Annotated in this window: 20 protein-coding genes and 1 pseudogene; 13 read left to right on the top strand and 8 right to left on the bottom strand. The window is 64.6% G+C overall.

The window, feature by feature from the left end:
* Positions 1-82: 82 nt before the first annotated feature.
* Positions 83-448, bottom strand: a complete 366-nt coding sequence (locus IAE37_RS18035; RefSeq protein WP_201175705.1) for a 5-carboxymethyl-2-hydroxymuconate Delta-isomerase — start codon at positions 446-448, stop codon at positions 83-85.
* 117 nt (positions 449-565) lie between these two features.
* Here IAE37_RS18035 and IAE37_RS18030 point away from each other — a divergent pair, with 117 nt between their 5' ends.
* Complete coding sequence (locus IAE37_RS18030) at positions 566-802, top strand: YdcH family protein (protein WP_201175703.1); 237 nt, start codon at positions 566-568, stop codon at positions 800-802.
* Positions 803-886: 84 nt separating this feature from the next.
* Here IAE37_RS18030 and IAE37_RS18025 read toward each other — a convergent pair whose 3' ends face one another.
* On the bottom strand, positions 887-2,068 hold the full coding sequence (locus IAE37_RS18025) for a trans-sulfuration enzyme family protein (protein ID WP_201175701.1): 1,182 nt from the start codon (positions 2,066-2,068) through the stop codon (positions 887-889).
* Positions 2,069-2,181: 113 nt separating this feature from the next.
* Here IAE37_RS18025 and IAE37_RS18020 point away from each other — a divergent pair, with 113 nt between their 5' ends.
* Complete coding sequence (locus IAE37_RS18020) at positions 2,182-2,643, top strand: Lrp/AsnC family transcriptional regulator (protein WP_201175699.1); 462 nt, start codon at positions 2,182-2,184, stop codon at positions 2,641-2,643.
* Between the two features lie 90 nt (positions 2,644-2,733).
* Here IAE37_RS18020 and IAE37_RS18015 read toward each other — a convergent pair whose 3' ends face one another.
* A complete protein-coding gene (locus IAE37_RS18015) occupies positions 2,734-5,064 on the bottom strand; it encodes an FdhF/YdeP family oxidoreductase (protein ID WP_201175697.1) in 2,331 nt (776 codons plus the stop codon).
* 339 nt (positions 5,065-5,403) lie between these two features.
* Between IAE37_RS18015 and moaA the strand changes: the two genes are divergently transcribed.
* Positions 5,404-6,408 carry a GTP 3',8-cyclase MoaA gene (gene moaA, locus IAE37_RS18010; RefSeq protein WP_201175695.1) on the top strand — a complete coding sequence of 335 codons (1,005 nt, stop codon included), beginning with the start codon at positions 5,404-5,406 and terminating at the stop codon, positions 6,406-6,408.
* A gap of 20 nt (positions 6,409-6,428) precedes the next feature.
* Entirely contained in the window at positions 6,429-7,328 is a 900-nt protein-coding gene (locus IAE37_RS18005) for a bestrophin family protein (RefSeq protein ID WP_201175694.1), read from the top strand.
* A 9-nt stretch (positions 7,329-7,337) separates the two neighbouring features.
* Here IAE37_RS18005 and moaB read toward each other — a convergent pair whose 3' ends face one another.
* Positions 7,338-7,919, bottom strand: coding sequence for a molybdenum cofactor biosynthesis protein B (moaB, locus tag IAE37_RS18000; protein WP_236410028.1), 582 nt, complete (start codon positions 7,917-7,919; stop codon positions 7,338-7,340).
* Positions 7,920-8,017: 98 nt separating this feature from the next.
* Between moaB and IAE37_RS17995 the strand changes: the two genes are divergently transcribed.
* On the top strand, positions 8,018-8,905 hold the full coding sequence (locus tag IAE37_RS17995) for a LysR family transcriptional regulator (RefSeq protein ID WP_201175692.1): 888 nt from the start codon (positions 8,018-8,020) through the stop codon (positions 8,903-8,905).
* On the opposite strand, the gene IAE37_RS17990 is transcribed toward IAE37_RS17995, so the two are convergent.
* Entirely contained in the window at positions 8,893-9,699 is an 807-nt protein-coding gene (locus IAE37_RS17990) for an AraC family transcriptional regulator (protein WP_201175691.1), read from the bottom strand. The genes IAE37_RS17995 and IAE37_RS17990 overlap by 13 nt on opposite strands.
* A 242-nt stretch (positions 9,700-9,941) precedes the next feature.
* On the opposite strand from IAE37_RS17990, the gene IAE37_RS17985 reads away from it, so the two are divergent.
* The 5 genes from IAE37_RS17985 to IAE37_RS17965 all read left to right on the top strand — a co-directional run bounded on the left by IAE37_RS17985 (position 9,942) and on the right by IAE37_RS17965 (position 16,480).
* Complete coding sequence (locus IAE37_RS17985) at positions 9,942-11,558, top strand: APC family permease (RefSeq protein ID WP_201175690.1); 1,617 nt, start codon at positions 9,942-9,944, stop codon at positions 11,556-11,558.
* A 23-nt stretch (positions 11,559-11,581) separates the two neighbouring features.
* Positions 11,582-12,508, top strand: coding sequence for a 4-hydroxyproline epimerase (locus tag IAE37_RS17980; protein ID WP_201175689.1), 927 nt, complete (start codon positions 11,582-11,584; stop codon positions 12,506-12,508).
* Positions 12,509-12,551: 43 nt separating this feature from the next.
* A complete protein-coding gene (locus IAE37_RS17975) occupies positions 12,552-13,499 on the top strand; it encodes a dihydrodipicolinate synthase family protein (protein WP_201175687.1) in 948 nt (315 codons plus the stop codon).
* A gap of 149 nt (positions 13,500-13,648) precedes the next feature.
* Positions 13,649-15,226 (top strand): aldehyde dehydrogenase (NADP(+)), encoded by a 1,578-nt coding sequence (locus IAE37_RS17970; RefSeq protein ID WP_201175685.1) that lies wholly within the window; start codon positions 13,649-13,651, stop codon positions 15,224-15,226.
* Positions 15,227-15,229: 3 nt separating this feature from the next.
* Positions 15,230-16,480, top strand: coding sequence for an NAD(P)/FAD-dependent oxidoreductase (locus IAE37_RS17965; RefSeq protein ID WP_201175684.1), 1,251 nt, complete (start codon positions 15,230-15,232; stop codon positions 16,478-16,480).
* 69 nt (positions 16,481-16,549) lie between these two features.
* Here IAE37_RS17965 and xenA read toward each other — a convergent pair whose 3' ends face one another.
* Positions 16,550-17,641, bottom strand: coding sequence for a xenobiotic reductase XenA (xenA, locus tag IAE37_RS17960; RefSeq protein WP_201175683.1), 1,092 nt, complete (start codon positions 17,639-17,641; stop codon positions 16,550-16,552).
* A 50-nt stretch (positions 17,642-17,691) separates the two neighbouring features.
* Here xenA and IAE37_RS17955 point away from each other — a divergent pair, with 50 nt between their 5' ends.
* Positions 17,692-18,027 (top strand): ArsR/SmtB family transcription factor, encoded by a 336-nt coding sequence (locus tag IAE37_RS17955; RefSeq protein WP_201175682.1) that lies wholly within the window; start codon positions 17,692-17,694, stop codon positions 18,025-18,027.
* A gap of 111 nt (positions 18,028-18,138) precedes the next feature.
* On the opposite strand, the pseudogene IAE37_RS28850 reads toward IAE37_RS17955, so the two are convergent.
* Positions 18,139-18,285 (bottom strand): annotated as a pseudogene (locus IAE37_RS28850) (helix-turn-helix transcriptional regulator); the annotation flags it as partial.
* Positions 18,286-18,383: 98 nt separating this feature from the next.
* Positions 18,384-20,021: a malate dehydrogenase (quinone) gene (gene mqo / locus IAE37_RS17950; protein ID WP_201175681.1), complete on the bottom strand. Its 1,638-nt coding sequence runs from the start codon at positions 20,019-20,021 to the stop codon at positions 18,384-18,386.
* Between the two features lie 330 nt (positions 20,022-20,351).
* On the opposite strand from mqo, the gene IAE37_RS17945 reads away from it, so the two are divergent.
* The gene (locus IAE37_RS17945; protein ID WP_201175680.1) at positions 20,352-20,882 is read left to right on the top strand and encodes a sigma-70 family RNA polymerase sigma factor; all 531 of its coding nucleotides are present in this window, start codon (positions 20,352-20,354) and stop codon (positions 20,880-20,882) included.
* A gap of 4 nt (positions 20,883-20,886) precedes the next feature.
* Positions 20,887-21,852, top strand: coding sequence for a FecR domain-containing protein (locus tag IAE37_RS17940; RefSeq protein ID WP_201175678.1), 966 nt, complete (start codon positions 20,887-20,889; stop codon positions 21,850-21,852).
* The last annotated feature ends 6 nt before the right edge of the window (positions 21,853-21,858 follow it).

The following is a 21,858-nucleotide window of genomic DNA, read 5'->3' as shown; positions in this document are numbered from 1 at the left end:
AGAAAGCGTGCCATCAATTTTTTGTGAAAAAGACGCCAACAAATTCGTGAATGGCGTCTGGGCTGGATTAAATGTCTTTCATTCAACCGGGCAGGCGCAGCTTGGCGTAGGCATCGCGGTCGATGTCGAGTACCTCGACGCACAGCTGGATATCCAGCCCGGCCTGGGTCGGGATCGCCTCGCGCAGTACCTCGAGCAGGCTGGCCGAGAGCTGCTGCTTCACCGCCGGTGAGCGCCCGCCGAGAATCGCCAGGCGCACGTGGGCAAAAGCACGCTCGGCGGGTGCGGTGCCCACGCGAAACTGCTTGAACGCTGCGGCGCGGCTCTTGATGTCGGCCTCGTCGGCGAACTGGCCACTGCCGACCAGGGCGTGGTTCAGGCGCAACAGCAGTACATCGACGTTCAACTCACGCAGGTTGTCGCTGTATTCCAGGTTCAAGTGGGGCATGGCGCGGGTTCCAGGCTCGGGAGGGATGCGACAGACTACCCCAGCCCCGCAGATGCGCAAAGGCGGCTATCCTCAAAGGTCAGGACACCTACCGACAACCCTGACAGAGGTGAAGAAATGCCAGTTCCGCATGATCTGCTCGCTGACCTGCACGTTACCGCTGACCAGTTTCAGGCACTCATCGACAAGGACCACTCGCTGCATACGCTGCACAAGGAATACAACGCCAAGGACAAGGAAGTCCTGGCCGCCGAGGGCAATGGCACCAACGACGAGGCAGTCAACCGCCTGCGCAAGGAACGGTTGCTGATCAAGGACAAGATCGAAAGGATCGTCCACCCGCCGAAGTCCTGATGACCCTCGATTGAATTCACCGGCCTCTTCGCGGGCAAGCCCGCTCCTACACGTTTGTGGGAGCGGGCTTGCCCGCGAAAGGGTCTACGTCGCAGCCGATGCCTTCAGCGCCCCCTGCAGATCCTCGATCAGGTCCCGGTAATCCTCGATCCCCACCGACAACCGCAACAGGTTCTCGCTGATGCCCATCGCGCCTTTCTGAGCCGGGCTCAACGACACATGCGACATGCTCCAGGAGTGGTTGATCATACTCTCCACCCCGCCCAGCGAATCCGCCAGGACAAAGATCTGCAGCGCTTCGACCAGACGGTTGAGCGCCGCCCGGTCGCCCTTGACCTTCATCGCCACCACCGCCCCGCCGCTGCGCATCTGTTGCTGGCACAAGGCGTGCTGCGGGTGGCTCGGCAGGCCGGGGTAGAACACCTGCTCGATCCGCTCGTGGCCTTCGAGAAAGCGCGCCACTTCCAGGGCGTTGGCGCATTGGCGCTCCATGCGCACGTCGAGCGTCTTCAGGCCGCGCAGGGCCAGGTAGCAGTCGAACGGCCCCTGTACCGCGCCCACTGCCATGCTGATGCGCCGCAGGCGGGCCAGCAGCGCGTCGTTGGCCGCCACCACCACGCCGCCGGTCAGGTCGGAATGGCCGCCGATGTACTTGCTCGCCGAATGCATCACCAGGTCCACGCCAAGGGTGATCGGCCGCTGGTTCCAGGGTGAACAGAAGGTATTGTCGATACAGGTGAGGATGCCGCGGGCGCGCGCCAGGTCGCACACCGCCTTGATGTCGACCAGGTGCAGCAGCGGGTTGGTCGGCGATTCGATCCAGATCAATTGGGTCTCGGGGCGGATCGCCGCCGCCACGGCGCCCAGGTCGTTGAGGTCGACGTAGGTGGTGGTGAGGCCCGAGGTACGCCCGCGAAAATCCTCGAGGATGCGGAACGTTCCACCGTAGACACCGTTCATCACCACCACGTGGGAATCCTTGGGCAATAACTCCAGCACCGTGGCGGTCGCATTCACCCCCGAAGCGCAGGCCACCGCGCCAACCCCTTCTTCGAGCGATGCGACGCACGTCTCATAAGCATGGCGAGTGGGGTTGCCGACACGGCTGTAGGAATACTCCGGGCGGTCATCCAGGCCCCGCTTGATGAACGAACTGGCGGTCACGATGGCGGGAAAGATGGCATTGTCGGCAACACTGAACTGCTCGCCGGCGTGGAGGGTGCGGGTGGCGAACTTGCGCGGCTTGTCGGACATGGTCGGGCCCATTGGCAGAGTTGGATGTACAACTATCGCACAAGCCCGGCGGCATCGACTCCACCAGGAAATTTTTCTACCACTGGAGTAGGCTGGAGAATATTTTCCCATCGGACGCCTTCACCATGGACAGTTTCGACCAGCACATCCTGACCTTGCTGCAACGCGATGCTTCCATTTCGCTCAAGGACCTGGCCGAAGCGGTCAACCTCTCCACCACGCCCTGCTGGAAGCGGGTCAAGCGCTTGGAGGAGGACGGCTACATCCTCGGCCGCGTGGCGTTGCTCGACCCGACGCGGCTGGGCCTGGGGCTGACCGTGTTCGTCCAGCTCAAGACCCAGCGCCACGACAGTGCCTGGCTGGAGCAATTCGCCACGACCGTGCGCGGGTTCGAAGAAGTGATGGAGTTCTACCGCATGTCCGGCGACTGGGATTACATGTTGCGGGTGGTGGTGGGTGATATCGCGGCCTATGACCGCTTTTACAAGAAGCTGATCACCTGTACCGAAGGGCTGTCCAACATTACCTCCAGTTTTGCCATGGAGCAGATGAAGTACACCACGGCGCTGCCGGTGCACCGATGCTGAATCGGTGCCGGCCTATTCGCGGGTAAACCCGCTCCTACAGGGGGGTGTCACCTTCTGTAGGAGCGGGTTTACCCGCGAACAGGCAGACGATCAATCGGACGCCAACACCGCCTCGATCCGGTTCCCTGCCCGCGCCTTCTCCAACCGAATCGCCACGAACTTCGAGGTCGGCGTATAAGTCCCCTCACCATAGCTTTCCAGCGGTACCAGTGGGTTGGTCTCCGGGTAATAGGCCGCCGCCTGCCCATCGGGAATGTCATAGGGCACCAGGCGGAACCCGGATACCCGCCGCTCCACGCCATCCTCCCAGAGCGACACCAGGTCCACATGCTCGCCCGGCTCGAAGCCCAGCCGGCGGATGTCCGCCTCGCTGACGAATACCACCTCACGCAGCCCGAACACACCGCGATAGCGATCGTCGAGGCCATACAGCGTGGTGTTGTACTGGTCGTGCGAGCGCATGGTCTGCAGGATCAGGTCCGGCTTGTCGCCACGCGCCAGCACCTGCGCGTTGACCAGCTCCTCGGGCAAGGCATGCGGCATGAAGCGCGCCTTGCCGGTAACGGTGCGCCAGCTGCGATCGGCGGCGCTGTTGCCCAGGTGGAAGCCACCCGGGTGTTGCAGGCGCTGGTTGAAATCGGCGAACCCGGGGATGACGTCGGCGATCATGTCGCGAATCCGGTTGTAGTCCGCTACCGCATGTTCCCAGTCGATCGGCTGGTTGCCCAGCGTGGCCTTGGCCATGCCGGCAATGATCCACGGCTCCGAACGCATGTGTGCGGAACGTGGGCGCAACTGGCCGTTGGAGATATGCACCATGCTGAAGGTGTCCTCCACGGTCACGCCCTGGGGCCCCTCGGCCTGCATGTCGATTTCGGTCCGGCCCAGGCACGGCAGGATCAGCGCATCGCGGCCGGTGACCAGGTGCGAACGGTTGAGTTTGGTGGATATCTGCACGGTCAGCGCGCAATTGCGCAACGCCGCGTGGGTGCGCGGGGTGTCCGGCGTGGCCTGGGCGAAGTTGCCACCCAGCGCGACGAAGACCTTGGCCCGCCCCTCTTCCATGGCCTTGATCGCCAGCACCGCGTTATGCCCGTGGGCGCGCGGCACACGGAACTGGAAGCGTCGTTCCAGGGCGTCGAGCAAGGCAGCCTTGGGCTTTTCGTCGATTCCCATGGTGCGGTCGCCCTGCACATTGCTGTGCCCGCGCACCGGCGACAGGCCGGCACCCGGCTTGCCGACGTTACCGCGCAGCAGCTGCAGGTTGACGATTTCCTGCACGGTCGGCACCGAGTGACGATGCTGGGTGACGCCCATGGCCCAGCACATGATCACCCGCTCGGCCTTGCGGTACATGCGCGCGGCCAGCTCGATCTCGGCCAGGGTCAGCCCCGACTGCTTGACGATGTGCGCCCAAGGGGTGGCATCCACCGCAGCCAGGTAGGCGTCGACACCTGAGGTGTGCTCGGCGATGAAGGCATGGTCGAACACTGCCGGTTCACCCTTGGCCTGGGCTTCGCGTTCCCACTGCAAGAGAAACTTGGCCATGCCGCGCAAGGCCGCCATGTCGCCGCCCAGGGCCGGACGGAAGTAGGCGTTGGTGGTCGGTTCGGAGCCATTGCTGAGCATCTCCAGCGGGTGCTGCGGGTGCTGGAAGCGCTCCAGGCCGCGCTCCTTGAGCGGGTTGAAGCACACCACCTGGGCGCCGCGCTTGACCGCCTCGCGCAGCGGTTCGAGCATGCGCGGGTGATTGGTGCCAGGATTCTGGCCGATGACGAAGATCGCATCAGCCAACTCCAGGTCATGGAACACCACGGTGCCCTTGCCGACGCCAAGGGTTTCCGACATACCCGCACCGCTTGCTTCGTGGCACATGTTCGAGCAGTCGGGGAAGTTGTTGGTGCCGTAGGCGCGGACGAACAACTGGTAGAGGAACGCCGCCTCGTTGCTGGCCCGGCCGGAGGTGTAGAACTCGGCCTCATCCGGCGAGTCGAGCGCCCGCAGATGGCTGGCGATCAGTTCGAACGCCTCTTGCCAGGTAGTCTCGACATAGTGGTCGGAGGCAGCGTCGTAGCGCATCGGGTGGGTCAGGCGGCCTTGGTATTCGAGCCAGTAGTCGGTCTGGTCGCGCAGCGCGCTGACGCTGTACCTGGCGAAGAACGCCGGGTCCACCGAGCGGCCGGTGGCTTCCCAGTTGACCGCCTTGGCGCCGTTCTCGCAGAACTTGACCATGTCGCTTTCCGGCGACTCGCCCCATGCGCAGCCGGGGCAGTCGAAGCCGCCGTTCTGGTTGGTCTTGAGCATGGCCCGCAGGTTCTTGAAGGCGTTGTCGCTGCCGAGCCAGCTCTTGGTCACGCTCTTCAGCGCCCCCCAGCCGGCGGCAGGGCCCTTGTAGTCCCTGATGTGTTGGTCCTGGCTCATGCGATGGTTCCTCACGCTCGATGCTTTTATCCAGCCTATGGAGCGTGGGGGAGGCCGTCCAATCGAAATACCTTACGGCGTGATAGGCGGTTTCGATCATGCCTGTGGAATGGGGCTGACCTCTTCGCGGGCAAGCCCGCTCCTACAGGTAGAGCGGCGCTTTCAGGGGCAGCAAAAATCCCTGTAGGAGCGGGTTTACCCGCGAAGGGGCCAATACCGCCGGCAAACCGAAATCCTTGATAGACGCCATTGATCAAGCAGTCGGGCAAAGCAATTTGACGGGGTTGGCCGCAGGTTATAGCTTGGATTCAGTAGCCACCCCCTTATTCGAGCGAGCACGTGGAACAGAACAGCCGGGCCCTGATCGACGGCTTCAACCGGAAAATCGACTACCTGCGGATGTCGGTCACTGACCGCTGCGACTTCCGCTGCGTCTACTGCATGGCCGAAGACATGCAGTTCCTCCCGCGCCAGCAAATCCTCAGTCTCGAAGAGCTGTTCCTGGTGGCCGAGCGCTTCGTCGCCCTCGGCACCCGCAAGATCCGCCTGACCGGTGGCGAGCCACTGGTGCGCCAGGGTATCGTCGAGTTGTGCCAGCGCATCGCTGCCCTGCCCGGCCTGCGCGAACTGTGCATGACCAGCAACGGCTCGCAGCTCGGGCGCCTGGCCCAACCCCTGTTCGACGCCGGGTTGTCGCGCCTGAACATCAGCCTCGACAGTCTCGATACCGAACGTTTCAAGCGGCTCACCCGCACCGGCGACCTTGCCCAGGTGATCGCCGGTATCGACGCCGCGCGCCGCGCCGGCTTCCAGCGCACCAAGCTCAACTGCGTGGTACTCAAGGGCCGCAACGACCACGAACTGGTCGACCTGGTGCAGTTCGCCATCGACCGCGAACTGGACATCACCTTCATCGAGGAAATGCCGCTGGGGGTGATCAGCGAGCATGAGCGCGGCGAGTCGTTCTGCTCCAGCGACGAAGTCCGCGACCGCCTGGCTGAGCGCTTTAACCTGATCGAATCGGCCGAGTCGTCCCAAGGCCCGGCGCGCTACTGGCGCCTGGCCGAATCCGCCAGCACCCGGGTCGGCTTCATCTCGCCACACAGCCACAACTTCTGCGCCACCTGCAACCGCGTACGCCTCACCGTCGAGGGCCGGTTGCTGCTATGCCTGGGCAACGAGCACTCGATGGACCTCAAACAGGTACTGCGCGCTCACCCCGGCAATGCCGACCGGCTGGAAAAAGCCATCCGCGACTCCCTGCACCTCAAACCCTACCGTCACCACTTCGAAGTCGGTGGCGAGGTGCAGATCCTGCGTTTCATGAACATGACCGGCGGCTGATCGGCCGTCTCTGGATTTCCATGATCGTCCACCCCCACCCCGATGTGCTGCGCGTGCTGTTCACCCTCAAGGGATCGATCGTCAAGCGCATCGCCCTGCGCTGCCTGATGATCACCCTGCTGGCCGCGTTGATCGTGCTGGTCGAGCGGCACTTCCCGGCATTTTTCTATCCAGTCAGCGCCACGCCGTTCACCTTGCTCGGGTTGTCGCTGTCGATCTTCATGAGCTTTCGCAATAACGCCTGCTACGACCGCTGGTGGGAAGGGCGCAAGGCCTGGGGGCAGATGATCATCGAAATCCGCTCGTTCACTCGGGAAAGCGTGGCGATCACCGATCCGCAACAACGCCATGCCCTGCTGCGCGACCTGTGCGGCTTTGCCCACGCGCTCAACGCCAGGTTGCGCGGCGAAGACGAACTGGCCGTCGCGCGCCCGTGGCTGGCCGAGCCGCAGGCAGTGGGCGCGCACAATGTCTGCGACGGCATCCTGCGCGAGGTGGGCGCACGCTGCTCGCGCCTTGCAGAACGACAGGCGATCAGCGAGTGGCGCTACACCCTGCTGGAGCAGCGCCTGGTGGGGCTGGCCCAGGTGCAGGCCACCTGCGAGCGGATCAAGGGCACGCCGCTACCCTTCCCCTACACCCTGTTGCTGCACCGCACCATCTACATCTTCTGCCTGCTGTTGCCATTTGCCCTGGCCGAACCGCTGGGCTGGCTGGCACCGCTGTTCACTACCATCGTCGGTTATACGTTCTTCGGGTTGGATGCCATCGGCAACGAGCTGGAAGACCCGTTCGGCCGTGACGAGAACGACCTGCCGACCGATGCCATGGTGCGCACGATCGAGCGCGATGTGCTGTCGGCGCTGGGGGAGACTACGCTGCCACCGGCGTTGCAGCCGGTGGCGTATGTGTTGAGTTGAAGTCGCAGGCTAACCGCGGCTTTCACAGGCCTCGATCGGCTTCAGGTGCTTGACGAAATTGCACGGCCGATGCCGCGCATCCAGCTGCTCCGCCAGGATCCCTTCCCAGGCCGTGCGACAGGCCCCGGTCGAACCTGGCAGGCAGCACACCAGGGTGCCATTGGCCATTCCCGCCAGCGCTCGGCTCTGCACCGTCGAGCTGCCGATATCGAGAATCGACAAGGCGCGGAACAGCTCGCCGAACCCATCGATATGCCGATCCAGCAGGCACTGCACCGCTTCCGGCGTGCTGTCGCGCCCGGTGAAGCCAGTGCCGCCGGTGATCAGCACCACCTGCACGTCGTCATCGGCGATCCAGGTGGCGACCTGGGCGCGGATCTTGTACAGGTCGTCCTTGAGCAGCGCGCGCGCCACCAGGCGGTGGCCCACTTCCAGCGAGCGGCTGGCCAGCAGCTCGCCAGAAGTATCATTGTCGTAGGTACGGGTATCGCTGACGGTCAGCACGGCGATGTTGAGCGGTACGAAGACCGCATCGGCTTGGACGCGCACGGTAGAGCTCCTTGAATGGCATTGTCGCCACGCTAGGCGCATGGCTCCAGGGCGTCCAATCGATATGGCGTACCGGCCGATCAATGACATCTATCGCAGACGTGGGTTAAGGTCTGCTCAACCAGACGCCAGGCACTTCCATGGACATCAAGCAGCTCAAGTTCCTCATCGCCCTCGACCAGACCCGCCACTTCGGCCAGGCTGCGGCGCTGTGCCACATCACCCAGCCGACGCTGTCGATGCGCCTGCGCAACCTGGAGGATGAACTGGACCTGGTGCTGGTCAAGCGCGGCCAGCGCTTCGAGGGTTTCACCGAGGCCGGCGAGCGCATCCTGGCCTGGGCCCGCACCTTGCTCGCGGCCCACGACGGCCTGCAGGCCGAGGCCGCCAGTTGCCGCGGCCAGGTGGTCGGCAGCCTGCGCCTGGGCACGGTGCCGCTGGCCAGTTTCAACCCCATGCACCTGCTGCTGCCGCTGCGCGAGAAATACCCCGAGCTGCAGTTTCAGCTCAGCTCGCACAGCACCGAGCAGATCATCGATGGCCTGAGCCGCAACCAGCTCGACCTGGGTATCTGCTACCTCGACCAGGTCAACGCCAGTTTCTTCGAAGTGATCGAACTGGGCACCACCACCATGGGCCTGCTGCACGACACCCGGCATTTCCAGTTCGAGCAGGCGCAGTTGCAATGGAATGCCCTGGCCGAGATCCCGCTTGGGCTGCTGAGCAAAGGCATGCACTACCGCCAGTCACTGGACCTGAGCTTTCGCAGCCGCAGCCTGGAGCCCCTGGCCGTACTCGAAAGCGACTCCAGCTTCCAGCTGATCCAGGCCATCACCACGGGAGTGTGCTGCGCGGTGATGCCACTGCACTGTGGCCTGGAAGACCTCAGCGAACACCTGCGCATCATCCCCATCGTCGATGCCAGCATCCATAGCCCGGTCGGCCTGCTGCTGCGCCGCAGCGAGCCACGCTCGGCCATCGCCGAGCAGTGTTTCACCGAGGCGCGTGGGCTGTTTCAGTCCATCTGACCAGCCGTCGCCTGGCGGTATTGGCGTGGCGTGAACCCGGTCAGCTGTTTGAACTGGCGGCTGAAAGCGCTGTGGTCGGTGTAGCCGCATCGCAGGGCGACCTCGGTGATCGGCAGCGCCGAATGCAGCAGCCGATGGGCATGCTCCAGCCGTGCCTTGTGGATCATCTGCCGTGGCGTGAGGTGGAACACGCGCTTGCAGTAGCGCTCCAGTTGCGCCACGGAAATCCCCGCGATACGGGTCAACTCACCCATGCTGATCGGTTGATGAAAATGTCGGCGGATGTGCTCATCCACCGCAGCCAGGCGCTGGTACGCCGGGTGGCTGTCGGCAGCTGACTGCAGGTCGACCGAGATACCGACCAAGCCAATGATCTCACCTGCCGGGTTGCGCAGCGGGCGCTTGTGGGTCAGGCACCAGCCGGCTTCACGACTGCCGTAGAGGTGCAGTTCGAGCTGGTCCTCCAGCACCCGTCCCTCCTCCAGCACCCGGCGGTCCTGCTCGGTATAGCCGGGGCCCAGCTGCGCCGGGAACACCTCGGCGCTGGTCTTGCCCAGCAGTGGCTGCAGGCGCTTGAGGCCACAGCGCTGGACCAGGGTGGTGTTGGCCAGCACGTAGCGGGCCTCGGCGTCCTTGATGAAGATCGCTGCGTTGGGGATGGCGTCGAGAATCGGCAGCAGCAGCGTAACGCCGGCCAGCAACCCTTCGAGGGTGGCGGGACGTTGCTGGTCCAAGGATTGATACAGGGTTGCCAGGGGGGAACGATCATCTGCTCGATCTCGGTGGCTGTGCATCGCTAGAACCCTTGAATCGTGAGGCCTCCAGCCTACCCAGCCGACTCCCTGCTGCACCAGCACTTTTTCCGACTGTGCCGATTTCGTCATACCCCTTGCAGAAAACCATCAAGAATCCCCGCCCCCGACCAGTCCACTCTATGGCTCATGCAAGCCGCCCAACAGCACAAGAGTGCGGCCGCAACACGCCACAAACGTGACATCAGACCTGCCTATCCAATAACCAACAAAAAGGCGAACCCATGTCAGGCAAATTCAAGAAACAGCTGTCATTGCTCGACCTCACCTTCATCGGCCTCGGCGCCATCTTCGGCTCCGGCTGGCTGTTCGCCGCCAGCCACGTCTCGGCCATCGCCGGGCCGGCCGGCATCCTCTCCTGGTTCCTCGGCGGCTTTGCCGTGCTGTTGCTGGGCATCGTCTACTGCGAGCTTGGCGCCGCCCTGCCCCGGGCCGGTGGCGTGGTGCGTTACCCGGTGTACTCGCACGGCCCGCTGCTCGGCTACCTGATGGGCTTCATCACCCTGATCGCCTTTTCCAGCCTGATCGCCATCGAGGTGGTCGCCTCGCGCCAGTACGCCGCCGCCTGGTTTCCCGGGCTGACCAAGGCCGGCAGCAGCGACCCGACCGTGCTCGGCTGGCTGGTGCAGTTCGCCTTGCTGGGGCTGTTCTTCCTCCTCAACTACCGCAGCGTGAAGACCTTCGCCAAAGCCAACAACTTGGTCAGCGTATTCAAGTTCATCGTGCCGTTGCTGGTGATCGGCGTGCTGTTCACCTTCTTCAAGCCGGAAAACTTCACGGTCCAGGGCTTTGCCCCGTTCGGCCTGTCGGGCGTGGAAATGGCCGTATCGGCTGGCGGCATCATCTTCGCTTACCTGGGCCTGACACCGATCATCTCGGTGGCCAGCGAGGTAAAGAACCCACAGCGCACCATTCCCATCGCCTTGATCCTCTCGGTACTTTTGTCCACCGCGATCTATGCCCTGCTGCAACTGGCCTTCCTGGGCAGCGTGCCGACCGAAATGCTGGCCAACGGCTGGGCCGCGGTGACCCAGCAGCTGGCCCTGCCCTACCGCGACATCGCCCTGGCCCTGGGCGTCGGCTGGCTGGCCTACCTGGTGGTGGCCGATGCGGTGATATCGCCCAGCGGCTGCGGCAACATCTACATGAACGCCACTCCGCGCGTGGTCTATGGCTGGGCGCAGACGGGCACCTTCTTCAAGTATTTCACCCGAATCGACGCCGAGTCCGGCATCCCGCGCCCGGCGCTGTGGCTGACCTTTGGCCTGGCGGTGTTCTGGACCCTGCCATTCCCATCCTGGGAGGCGCTGATCAACGTGGTCTCGGCGGCCCTGGTACTGAGCTATGCCGTGGCCCCGGTCAGCGTTGCCGCCCTGCGCCGCAACGCCCCCGACATGCCGCGTCCGTTCCGGGTCAAGGGCATGGGCGTGCTGGGCCCGCTGTCGTTCATCATCGCCGCGCTGATCGTCTACTGGTCCGGCTGGAACACCGTGTCCTGGCTGCTGGCGCTGCAGATCCTGATGTTCGTGCTGTACCTGCTGTGCGGTCGCTTCGTTCCCACCCAGCACCTCTCGCTGGCCCAACAGGTGCGCTCGTCAGCCTGGCTGATCGGCTTCTATGCGGTGACCATCCTGCTCTCCTGGCTGGGTAGTTTCGGCGGCCTGGGCGTGATAGGCCACCCGCTGGACACCATCGTCGTCGCCGCTTGCGCGCTGGGCATCTACTACTGGGGCGCTGCCACTGGCGTGCCAGCCCACCTGGTGCGCCTGGAAGGCGAGGATGAAAGCGAAGTCCCGAGCGAGCCCTACCCTGATCAGCAACCGACCGCCATCGTCTCCTGATGCCCTTCTCAACGGACTACCCCATGAAAGCTATTCACGTCATCGATTCGCATACCGGCGGTGAACCGACCCGCCTGGTGATGAAAGGCTTCCCCCAACTGCACGGCCGCAGCATGGCCGAGCAGCGCGATGAACTGCGCGAGCTGCACGACCCATGGCGCCGCGCCTGCCTGCTGGAGCCCCGTGGCAACGATGTGCTGGTCGGCGCGCTGTACTGCCCGCCAGTGTCGGCAGACGCCACCTGCGGGGTGATCTTCTTCAACAATGCCGGCTACCTGAACATGTGCGGCCACGGCACCATCGGCCTGGTTGCCTCGTTGCAGCACCTGGGCCTGATCACACCGGGCGAGCACAAGATCGACACCCCGGTCGGCCAGGTCAGCGCCATCCTCCATGAAGATGGTGCGGTCACCGTCGGCAACGTGCCGTCCTATCGCTACCGCCAGCAAGTTGCGGTCGACGTCCCCGGCCATGGCGTGGTGCAAGGCGATATCGCCTGGGGTGGCAACTGGTTCTTCCTGGTTGCCGAGCACGGCCAGCGGATCGAACTGGACAACCGCGATGCCCTCACCGACTACACCTGGGCCATGCTCCAGGCGCTCGCCGCCCAGGGCATCACCGGCGAAGACGGCGCCGCCATCGACCATGTCGAACTGTTCGCCGACGACCCCAACGCCGACAGCCGCAACTTCGTCATGTGCCCCGGCAAGGCCTACGACCGCTCGCCATGCGGCACCGGCACCAGCGCCAAGCTGGCCTGCCTGGCCGCCGACGGCAAGCTCGAAGAAGGCCAGACGTGGGTCCAGGCCAGCATCACCGGCAGCCAGTTCCATGGCCGCTTCGAGCGTGACGGCGAGCGCATTCGCCCGTTCATCACCGGCCGCGCCTACATGACCGCCGACAGCAAGCTGCTGATCGACGAGCGAGACCCATTCGCCTGGGGCATCTGACCCCGGCCTTTTTTCCGACTGAACAGTGCAAGGAGTGACAACAATGACCAACAACATCTTCACCGGTACCATGCCCGCCCTGATGACCCCGTGCACCGCCGAGCGCAAGCCGGACTTCGACGCCTTGGTACGCAAGGGCCGCGAACTGATCGCGGCCGGCATGAGCGCGGTGGTCTACTGCGGCTCGATGGGCGACTGGCCACTGCTGACCGAGGCCGAGCGTCAGGAAGGCGTGGCGCGCCTGGTGGCCGCCGGCATCCCGACCATCGTCGGCACTGGCGCGGTGAACACTCGCGAGGCCGTATCGCATGCCGCCCACGCCGCCAAGGTCGGCGCGGCCGGCCTGATGGTCATTCCCCGGGTGCTGAGCCGCGGCGCTTCGCTGATTGCCCAGAAACATCACTTCTCGGCGATCCTGGCGGCTGCGCCGAAGCTGCCGGCGGTGATCTACAACAGCCCCTACTACGGCTTCGCCACTCGCGCCGACCTGTTCTTCGAACTGCGCCGCGAGTACCCCAACCTGATCGGCTTCAAGGAATTCGGTGGCGGTGCCGACCTGCGCTACGCCGCCGAGCACATCACCTCCAGGGATGACGACGTGACTCTGATGGTCGGCGTCGATACCCAGGTGGTGCATGGTTTCGTCAACTGCAACGCCACGGGTGCCATCACCGGCATCGGCAACGCCCTGCCGCGCGAAGTGCTGCACCTGGTGAGCCTGAGCAAGCAGGCCGCCAAGGGCGACGCCAAGGCCCGCCGCCTGGCGCGTGAGCTGGAGTCGGCGCTGGCGGTGCTGTCGTCGTTCGATGAAGGCTGCGACCTGGTGCTGTACTACAAGCACCTGATGGTGCTCAACGGCGATACCGAGTACAGCCTGCACTTCAACGAAACCGACGTGCTCACCGACGCCCAGCGCAACTACGCCGAGCAGCAGTACGCGCTGTTCCGCACCTGGTACGCCAACTGGTCGGCAGAACAGAACCAGGCCTAAGGGAGGATACACATTCCCTGTGGGAGCGGGCTTGCCCCGCGAACCAGGCGCCGCGCTGCAGGGCACCGGCTTTGCCGGTGTTCGCGGGGCAAGCCCGCTCCCACAAAGATCCCGATACGACCTTGAATTGGCATTCCAAAGGAGTCCCCATGACCCTGACAGGCAACCTGCTGATCGGCCAGCGCGCCGTACCCGGCAGCGGCGACGCGATCCGCGCCATCGACCCGGCCACCAACCAAGCCCTCGAACCCGCCTATGCCGGCGGCACTGGCGAACACGTAGCCCAGGCCTGCGCTCTGGCCTGGGCGGCGTTCGATGCCTATCGCGAAACCTCGCTCGAACAACGTGCACGATTCCTCGAAGCCATCGCCACGCAAATCGAGGCGCTGGGCGATGCGTTGATCGACCGCGCCGTTGCCGAAAGCGGCCTGCCCAAGGCACGCATCCAGGGCGAACGCGGCCGCACCTGCACGCAACTGCGCACTTTCGCCCGGGTAGTGCGTAGCGGCGAATGGCTCGATGTGCGGGTCGACAACGCCCAGCCCGAGCGCCAGCCGCTGCCCCGTGCCGACCTGCGCCAACGCCAGGTGCCCCTGGGCCCGGTGGCGGTGTTCGGTGCCAGCAACTTCCCACTGGCCTTCTCCGTTGCCGGTGGTGACACCGCCTCGGCCCTGGCTGCGGGCTGCCCGGTAGTGGTCAAGGCCCACGGCGCGCACCCCGGCACCAGCGAGCTGGTCGGCCACGCCGTGGCACGCGCCGTGCAGCAGTGCGAGCTGCCCGAAGGCGTATTCTCGCTGCTGTATGGCGCGGGTCGGGAAGTCGGTATCGGTCTGGTCAGCGACCCACGGATCAAGGCGGTCGGCTTCACAGGCTCGCGTAGCGGTGGCCTCGCCCTGTGCCAGGCCGCCCAGGCCCGCCCGGAACCAATCCCGGTATACGCCGAGATGAGTTCGATCAACCCGGTGTTCCTCTTCGACGCAGCGCTGCAGTCCCGTGGCGAGGCATTGGCAAAGGGTTTTGTCGCCTCGCTGGCCCAAGGTGCCGGGCAGTTCTGTACCAACCCAGGGCTGGTGATCGCGCGCCAGGGGCCGGCGCTGCAGCGCTTCATTGCCGCCGCCAGTGAACAGGTGCACCAGACTGTCGCGCAGACCATGCTGACCCCTGGTATTTTCAGTGCTTATGACGCGGGTGTTGGCGCCCTGGCCGAAAACGCCAATGCCGAAGCGACCGCCAGCGGCCAACCCGCGCAAGGACCGAACCAGTGCCAGGCGCACCTGTTCGTGACCCAGGCGGAGGCGTTTCTCGGCGACCCGGCGTTGCAGGCTGAGATCTTTGGCGCTGCGTCGCTGGTGGTGGCCTGTGACAGCGACGAGCAGATCCGTCAGGTAGCCGAGCATCTCGAAGGCCAACTGACTGCCACACTGCAACTGGACGATGCCGACCTGGACAGCGCCCGCGCCCTGCTGCCAACGCTGGAGCGCAAGGCCGGACGCATCCTGGTCAACGGCTGGCCGACCGGCGTCGAGGTCTGCGATGCGATGGTCCATGGCGGGCCGTACCCAGCCACATCCGATACCCGCAGCACTTCGGTAGGCACGGCGGCGATCCTGCGCTTCCTGCGCCCAGTGTGCTACCAGGACTTCCCCGATGCCTTGCTGCCGCAGCCCCTCAAGCATGGCAATCCGCTGCAACTGCGGCGTCTGCTGGACGGACAACGGGAAGCCTAGGCCATGCTCGATGCCTCCCAAGATACCGATATCGCCGTGATCGGCGCCGGCATCGTCGGCGTCGCTTGCGCCCTGCAACTGGCCCGCCAGGGGCGCAAGGTGCTGCTGGTCGACCGACACGAGCCCGGTCACGGCGCGTCCTACGGCAACGCGGGGCACCTGGCCACCGAGCAGGTATTCCCAATCGCCGACCTGTCGATCCTCAAGCGCCTGCCACGCATGTTGCTCGACCCAATGGGCCCGCTGCGCCTGGACTGGAAATACCTGCCCAAGGCAATGCCGTGGTTCGTCCGACTGCTGCTCAATCTGCGACCGGCGCCATTCCAACGCAGCGTGGCGGGTATCCGGGCGTTGAACGAAGGCAGCCTGGGCGCCTGGCAACGGCTGCTAGGGTCGATCGGACGCAGCGAGCTGTTCAAAGCAGACGGCTCGTTGCTGGTATTCGAGAAACCCGAGTCGCGGCAGGTGCTGGAGGCGTTGCGAGCACGCATGCAGCAACAGGACGTGGCGGTCGACCTGTGGTCAGCCGACAAGGTCCGCGAAGCAGCAGCGCAGTTGAGCCCGACTTTGCTCGGCGGCCTGTTCTTCCCGGCTACCGGGCACTTCATCGATCCGTACCGCGTGGTCTGCGCACTGTTCGAAGCGGCCCAGGCCAGCGGCGTGCGTTTCCTTCGGGCTGAAGTTGCCGGCGGCCAGGTCAATGCCGCTGGCGTCAGCCTGGCGAGCAGCCAGGGCAAGCTCGAAGCGCGCCAGGTGTTGCTCAGTGGCGGGGCCCACTCGGCACGATTGACCGCGGCCTTGACCGGCAAGCGCGTGCCCCTGGATACCGAACGTGGCTATCACCTGATGTTGCCCAATGAGCACCAGCGCTTGCCGTTCGCCGTTACCTCATTGGAACGCAAGTTCATCATGACGCCGATGGCCGGTGGCTTGCGTCTGGCTGGGACGGTGGAGTTCGCCGGGCTCGAAGCGCCGCCGAGCATGCAGCGGGCCTGGCAATTGCATCGGCTGAGCAATGGACTGTTCCGCGAGGCACTGAGTGTCGAGGGGGCGACACCGTGGATGGGTTTCAGGCCATCGTTGCCGGACTCGCTCCCGGTGATCGACCGGGTGTGCGATGGGCGGGTGCTGCTTGCCTTCGGGCATCAGCACCTGGGGCTGACCCAGGCGGCGGTGACGGCCGAATGGGTCGGGCAGTTGGCCGAGGGCGCCACGCGGCCTGGGATGCGAACCTACCGGTTGGATCGGTTCTAGCCTGTGCCGGCGCGCTCCTTGTAGCGGGTTTACCCGCGAACAGGGGCTGCAACGCAGCCCCTGCAGACCTCAGCGATAACGCTCGAGCCAATGCGCGTAAGGCGCAGGCAGGGTCCAGGAAGGTTTTTCCACGCCCAGTTCCTTGGCTGCGAAATACGCCCAGTGCGGATCGGCCAAGTGCGCACGCCCCACCGACACTAGGTCGAGCTGGTTGGCCTGCAGCGCACCTTCGGCCAGTTGCGGTGTGCCGAAGCCCCAGGCCGAGGTCACCGGCAAGCCTGCCTCGCGGCGCACCCGCTCGGCGATCGGCCCCATGAACGCCGGGCCCCACGGGATGTTGCTGTCCGGGATGGTGAAGCCGACGCTGACGCTCAGCAGGTCCAAACCACCCGCCTTGAAGCGGCGCGCCAGTTCGATCGACTCTTGCAGGGTCTGCTCGTCACGGCCGTCGTACTCCAGCACACCGAAACGAGCGGTCAGCGGCAGGTTTTCCGGCCAGACCTCACGCACGGCCGCCAGGGTTTCCAGGAGGAAGCGGCTGCGGTTGTCGAAGCTGCCGCCGTAGGCATCGGTACGCTGGTTGGAATGCTCGGAGAAGAAGCTCTGGCCCAGGTAGCCATGGGCGAAGTGCAGCTCGATCCACTCGAAACCGGCATCACGGGCACGGCGTGCGGCGTCGACGAAGTCCTGCTTGACCCGAGCGATGTCGTCCAGGGTCATCTCGCGTGGCACGTTCGGCAGGTGGGCACCGAAGGCGATGGCCGAAGGCGCGATGGTTTCCCAGCCACGGGCATCGTCGGCGGCGATATGGTCGTCACCTTCCCACGGGCGATTGGCGCTGGCCTTGCGCCCGGCGTGGGCGATCTGGATGCCAGGCACCGAACCTGCGGCCTTGATCGCCTGCACCACCGGCACGAAGGCCTGGGCATGGGCGTCACTCCAGATACCCGCGCAACCGGGGGTGATGCGCCCTTCCGGCGCCACAGCGGTGGCCTCGACCACCAACAGCCCGGCACCACCACGGGCCAGGCCAGCCAGGTGCACGTGGTGCCAGTCGTTGATCATGCCGTCCTCGGCCATGTACTGGCACATCGGCGGAATGGCGATGCGATTGCGCAGGGTGACGTCTTTGAGGGTGTAGGGTTGGAACAGGGCGGACATGGGTAAGCTCCTGGAAGGTTTGAATACGATAGTTCGATCATAATCGAACTATGGCAATAATGGAAAGCCTCGTTATCATGGTGCCCATGCGAGCCTATAAACATCCCAATCCCGAAGACCTGATCCTCGAACGCGTGCTCTACGCCCTGAGCGACCCCGTGCGTCTGGGAATCGTCCGTCACCTGGCCGGCGTCGCCGAGGCCAGCTGCGGCGAGCTGGACGGCGGCCGGCCGAAGTCGAGCATGTCCCATCATTTTCGCGTGTTGCGGGATGCGGGGTTGGTGCATACCCGTAACGTCGGGACGACCCATATGAATTCGTTGCGTAGCGAAATGCTCGACGAGCGGTTTCCGGGGTTGTTGGAGTGCATTCTGCGCCAGACCTGACTTTTGCCTGTACCGGCCTCTTCGCGGGGCAAGCCCGCTCCCACAGGTTGGCCACTGTGGGTCCATCTGTGGGAGCGGGCTTGCCCCGCGAAGAGGCCGGTACTAGCGACATCAATGTGAATTCTTGCCCAAGGCCAACCGGCACACCTGCCCTCCCCTGAGCATGCATTCCTCATGCGTCACCTGCGCCACGATCTGCGGCCCCCTCGGCGAACGAAAGAACACCTCGGCCTCATACCCGGCCGCGTTCATGTGCTGGCCTCTTCGGGGCGGCGAACCGCCGCGAAGAGGCCCGAACGGGCAAAAAAAAAACCACGAGGTCACCCCCGTGGCTTTCTCTTCACAACAACAGCCAATTACAGCGCCATGTCGTTCTCAGGCTTGCTCTCGACCGGCTGGCTTGGCGCAACGCTGGTGCCGACGCTTTCGTCGATGACCGGCGGCTTCTCCAGCTGCAGCACTTCGGCGGTGTAGTTCCACTCTTTCTGGGTGGCTGCGGCCGAATCGTTCAGCTTGGTGCCGTAGCTCGGCACGATTTCCTTGATCTTGGCCTGCCACTCTGGGGTCGCGACCTTCTCCTTGAACACGGTTTCCAGCACGTTGAGCATGATCGGCGCAGCGGTCGAGGCACCTGGCGAGGCACCGAGCAAGCCGGCGATGGTGCGGTCCTGCGAGGCCACCACTTCGGTGCCCAGCTTCAGCACGCCGCCCTTCTCTTCGTCACGCTTGATGATCTGCACACGCTGGCCAGCCTGCCACAGTTTCCAGTCTTCCTTCTTGGCGTTCGGGAAGTAGGTGCGCAGGGCTTCGAAGCGGTCGTCATCCGACAGCATCAACTGGCCTGCGAGGTACTCCACCAGCGGGTACTGGTCGATACCGACCTTGGTCATCGGCCACACGTTGTGCATCGTGGTGCTGCCGAGCAGGTCCAGGTACGAACCGTTCTTCAGGAACTTGGTCGAGAAGGTGGCGAATGGCCCGAACAGGATCACGCGCTTGCCATCAAGCACGCGGGTGTCCAGGTGCGGTACCGACATGGGTGGCGCACCGGTCGAAGCGATGCCGTAGGCCTTAGCCATGTGCTGCATGGCAACGGTCGGGTTCTCGGTCACCAGGAACGAGCCACCCACCGGGAAGCCTGCGTATTCCTTGGCTTCCGGAATGCCCGACTTCTGCAGCAACTTCAGCGCGCCGCCACCGGCGCCGATGAACAGGAACTTGGCGTCGGTGGCCGATTCGGTACCGTCCTTCAGGTTCTTGTACTCGACGCGCCAGGAGCCGTCTTCGTTGCGGGTGATGTCCTGCACTTCGCTGGACAGTTTCAGGTCGAATTGCTTCTGGGTCTGCAGGTGACCGACGAACTGGCGGGTGATCTCGCCAAAGTTGACGTCGGTGCCGATCGGTGTCCAGGTCACGGCCAGCTTCTGGTTCGGATCACGCCCTTCCATCATCAGCGGGACCCACTTGGCGATCTGCGCGTGGTCCTCGGAGTACTGCATCGGGCGGAACAGCGGGCTGGCCTGCAGGGCCTCGTAACGCTTCTTGAGGAACTTGATGTTGTCGTCGCCCCACACGAAGCTCATGTGCGGGGTGGTGTTGATGAACGAGTGCGGGTTCTTCAACACGCCCTGGCGCACCTGCCAGGACCAGAACTGACGGGAGATCTGGAAGGCCTCGTTGATTTCGATGGCCTTGGAGATATTGACGTTGCCGTCCTTGTCTTCCGGGGTGTAGTTCAGCTCGGCCAGTGCGGAGTGGCCGGTACCGGCGTTGTTCCAGCCGTTGGAGCTTTCTTCGGCGACGCCGTCCAGGCGCTCGACCATTTCCATCGACCAGCTCGGCTCCAGCTCGTGCAGCCACACGGCCAACGTGGAGCTCATGATGCCGCCGCCGACCAGCAGCACATCGACTTTCTTGGTTTCTGCGGCGTGCGCCTGCATGAAGCTTGCAGCGACAGCCAGACCCAGCAAGGTTTTGCCAGCTTTCTTGAACATTGAGAATTCCAGTCAGTAGAACAAGTGGATGGGCCTGTGGCTGGCCCAGGTGCTTCGTGTTCTTCCGCGCAGGCTTGTTGTGTTCATTGTTCAGCGGCCAGAGAACCAGAAAACGACCCAGGCTTTTGTCGTATTGACCGACATCGCTGAATCGTTTCGCCGATTGTAACCGAAATGCCAGTACAAACAAATTGCACAGCCGCGCGCAAGCGACAGGTTGTCTCATGGCCACGGCCTGGCCATCAGGACGATTGCAGTATTCATCAGCGGCCCCTACTATTGCGAGCATTTCTCATTCGCACCAGCAACGCGCTTGCGCCGGATGCCGCCGTGGTTTCGATACCTGAATTGAACACCTCCATCCAAAGCCTGTACCAGAGCCACTCGCGCTGGTTGCTCGGGTTTCTCTACCGACGCCTCGGCAATCGCCCGGATGCCGCCGACCTGGTGCAGGACACGTTCGTGCGCATTCTCCATCGCCCGCGCCAGCTCGACGGCCAGGCTGGTGAGCGGTCATACCTGGCGACCATCGCCCGTGGTCTGTGCATCGACCACTGGCGCCGGCAGAAGCTCGAAAAGGCCTGGCTCGAACATCTGGCCTTGCAGCCCCCGGCCCTGCAGCCTTCCCCCGAACAACGCGCGCTGATCGTCGAAACCCTGCACGAGGTCGACAGCATGCTCATGCGCTTGCCGGGCAAGGTGCGCCAGGCCTTCCTTCTGGCCCAGATCGACGGCCTGGGCTACCGCGACATCGCCGCGCACCTGGGTGTGAGCGAACGCATGATCAAGAAATACCTGGCCCAGGCGTTCCTGCACTGCGCCATCCTCGAGGCCGAACTCGACGGCCTGCTGGTGGAGTGACGCCATGCCCCAGCAGCCCCACACGCTCAGCCACGCGAGCCTGGAACAAGCAGCTCACTGGTATGTGCAGTTGCAGGACGAGCACGCCGATGCGCAGTTGCGCACGCAGTGGCAACGCTGGCTCGACCAGCACAGTGACCACCAGGCCGCCTGGCTCTACGTGCAACGGGTCGGCCAGCGCTTCGCCCCGTTGCAAGGCCCAGGCAACAGTGCCGGCCGCGTGCTGCGCGAACAGGATGAGCGACGCTTCAGCCGCCGCAGTGGGCTCAAGTCGTTGCTGGTGCTGGGCGCCAGCTCGCTGCTGGGCTGGCACGCGTGGCGCGGCGCGCCGCTCTCGGGGTGGAGCGCGGACCTGGCCACCGGCATCGCTGAAACCCGGGAAACCCGACTGGACGATGGCAGCCAGCTGTGGCTGGGCGCGCAAAGCGCCGTCGACCTGGACTTCTCGCTGCTGGCCCGGGTGGTGCACCTGCGCTTCGGGGAGATCCTGGTGGAGACCGCCCACGACACCCGCCGACCATTCTTCGTCGATACCGCCCAGGGCCGCATGCAGGCCCTGGGCACGCGCTTCAGCGTTTTCCAGCAGGGCGATACCACGCAGCTGAATGTCTACGCCGGAGCCGTCGAGGTCTGCACCGCCCTCAGCGCCGAGCGCTGCGTGATCCAGGCCGGCGAGCAGCTGTCCTTCGGTGTACGCGGACTGGGAGTCAAGACCGCGGCGTCGAGCGCTGGCGAGTCGTGGATTCATCAGCGCCTCAATGCCGAGGGCATGCCGCTGGTGCAGCTGTTGCAGACCTTGGGGCGCTACCGCCACGGCCACCTGGGCTGGCACCCGGCAGTGGCGCAACTGTCGGTGATGGGGACGTTTCCACTCAACGATACCGACCGTGCGCTGGCATTGCTGCAGGCGGCGTTGCCGGTGCGGGTGCAGCAATTGACGCCGTGGTGGGTGACCGTCGAGCCCGCCTGATTGCAG

Source organism: Pseudomonas sp. S31 (assembly GCF_016648105.1).
In the GTDB taxonomy this organism is placed as follows: Bacteria; Pseudomonadota; Gammaproteobacteria; order Pseudomonadales; family Pseudomonadaceae; genus Aquipseudomonas.
Note: the sequence above shows the minus strand (reverse complement) of the source record. Positions and strands in the feature narration are given on the sequence as shown.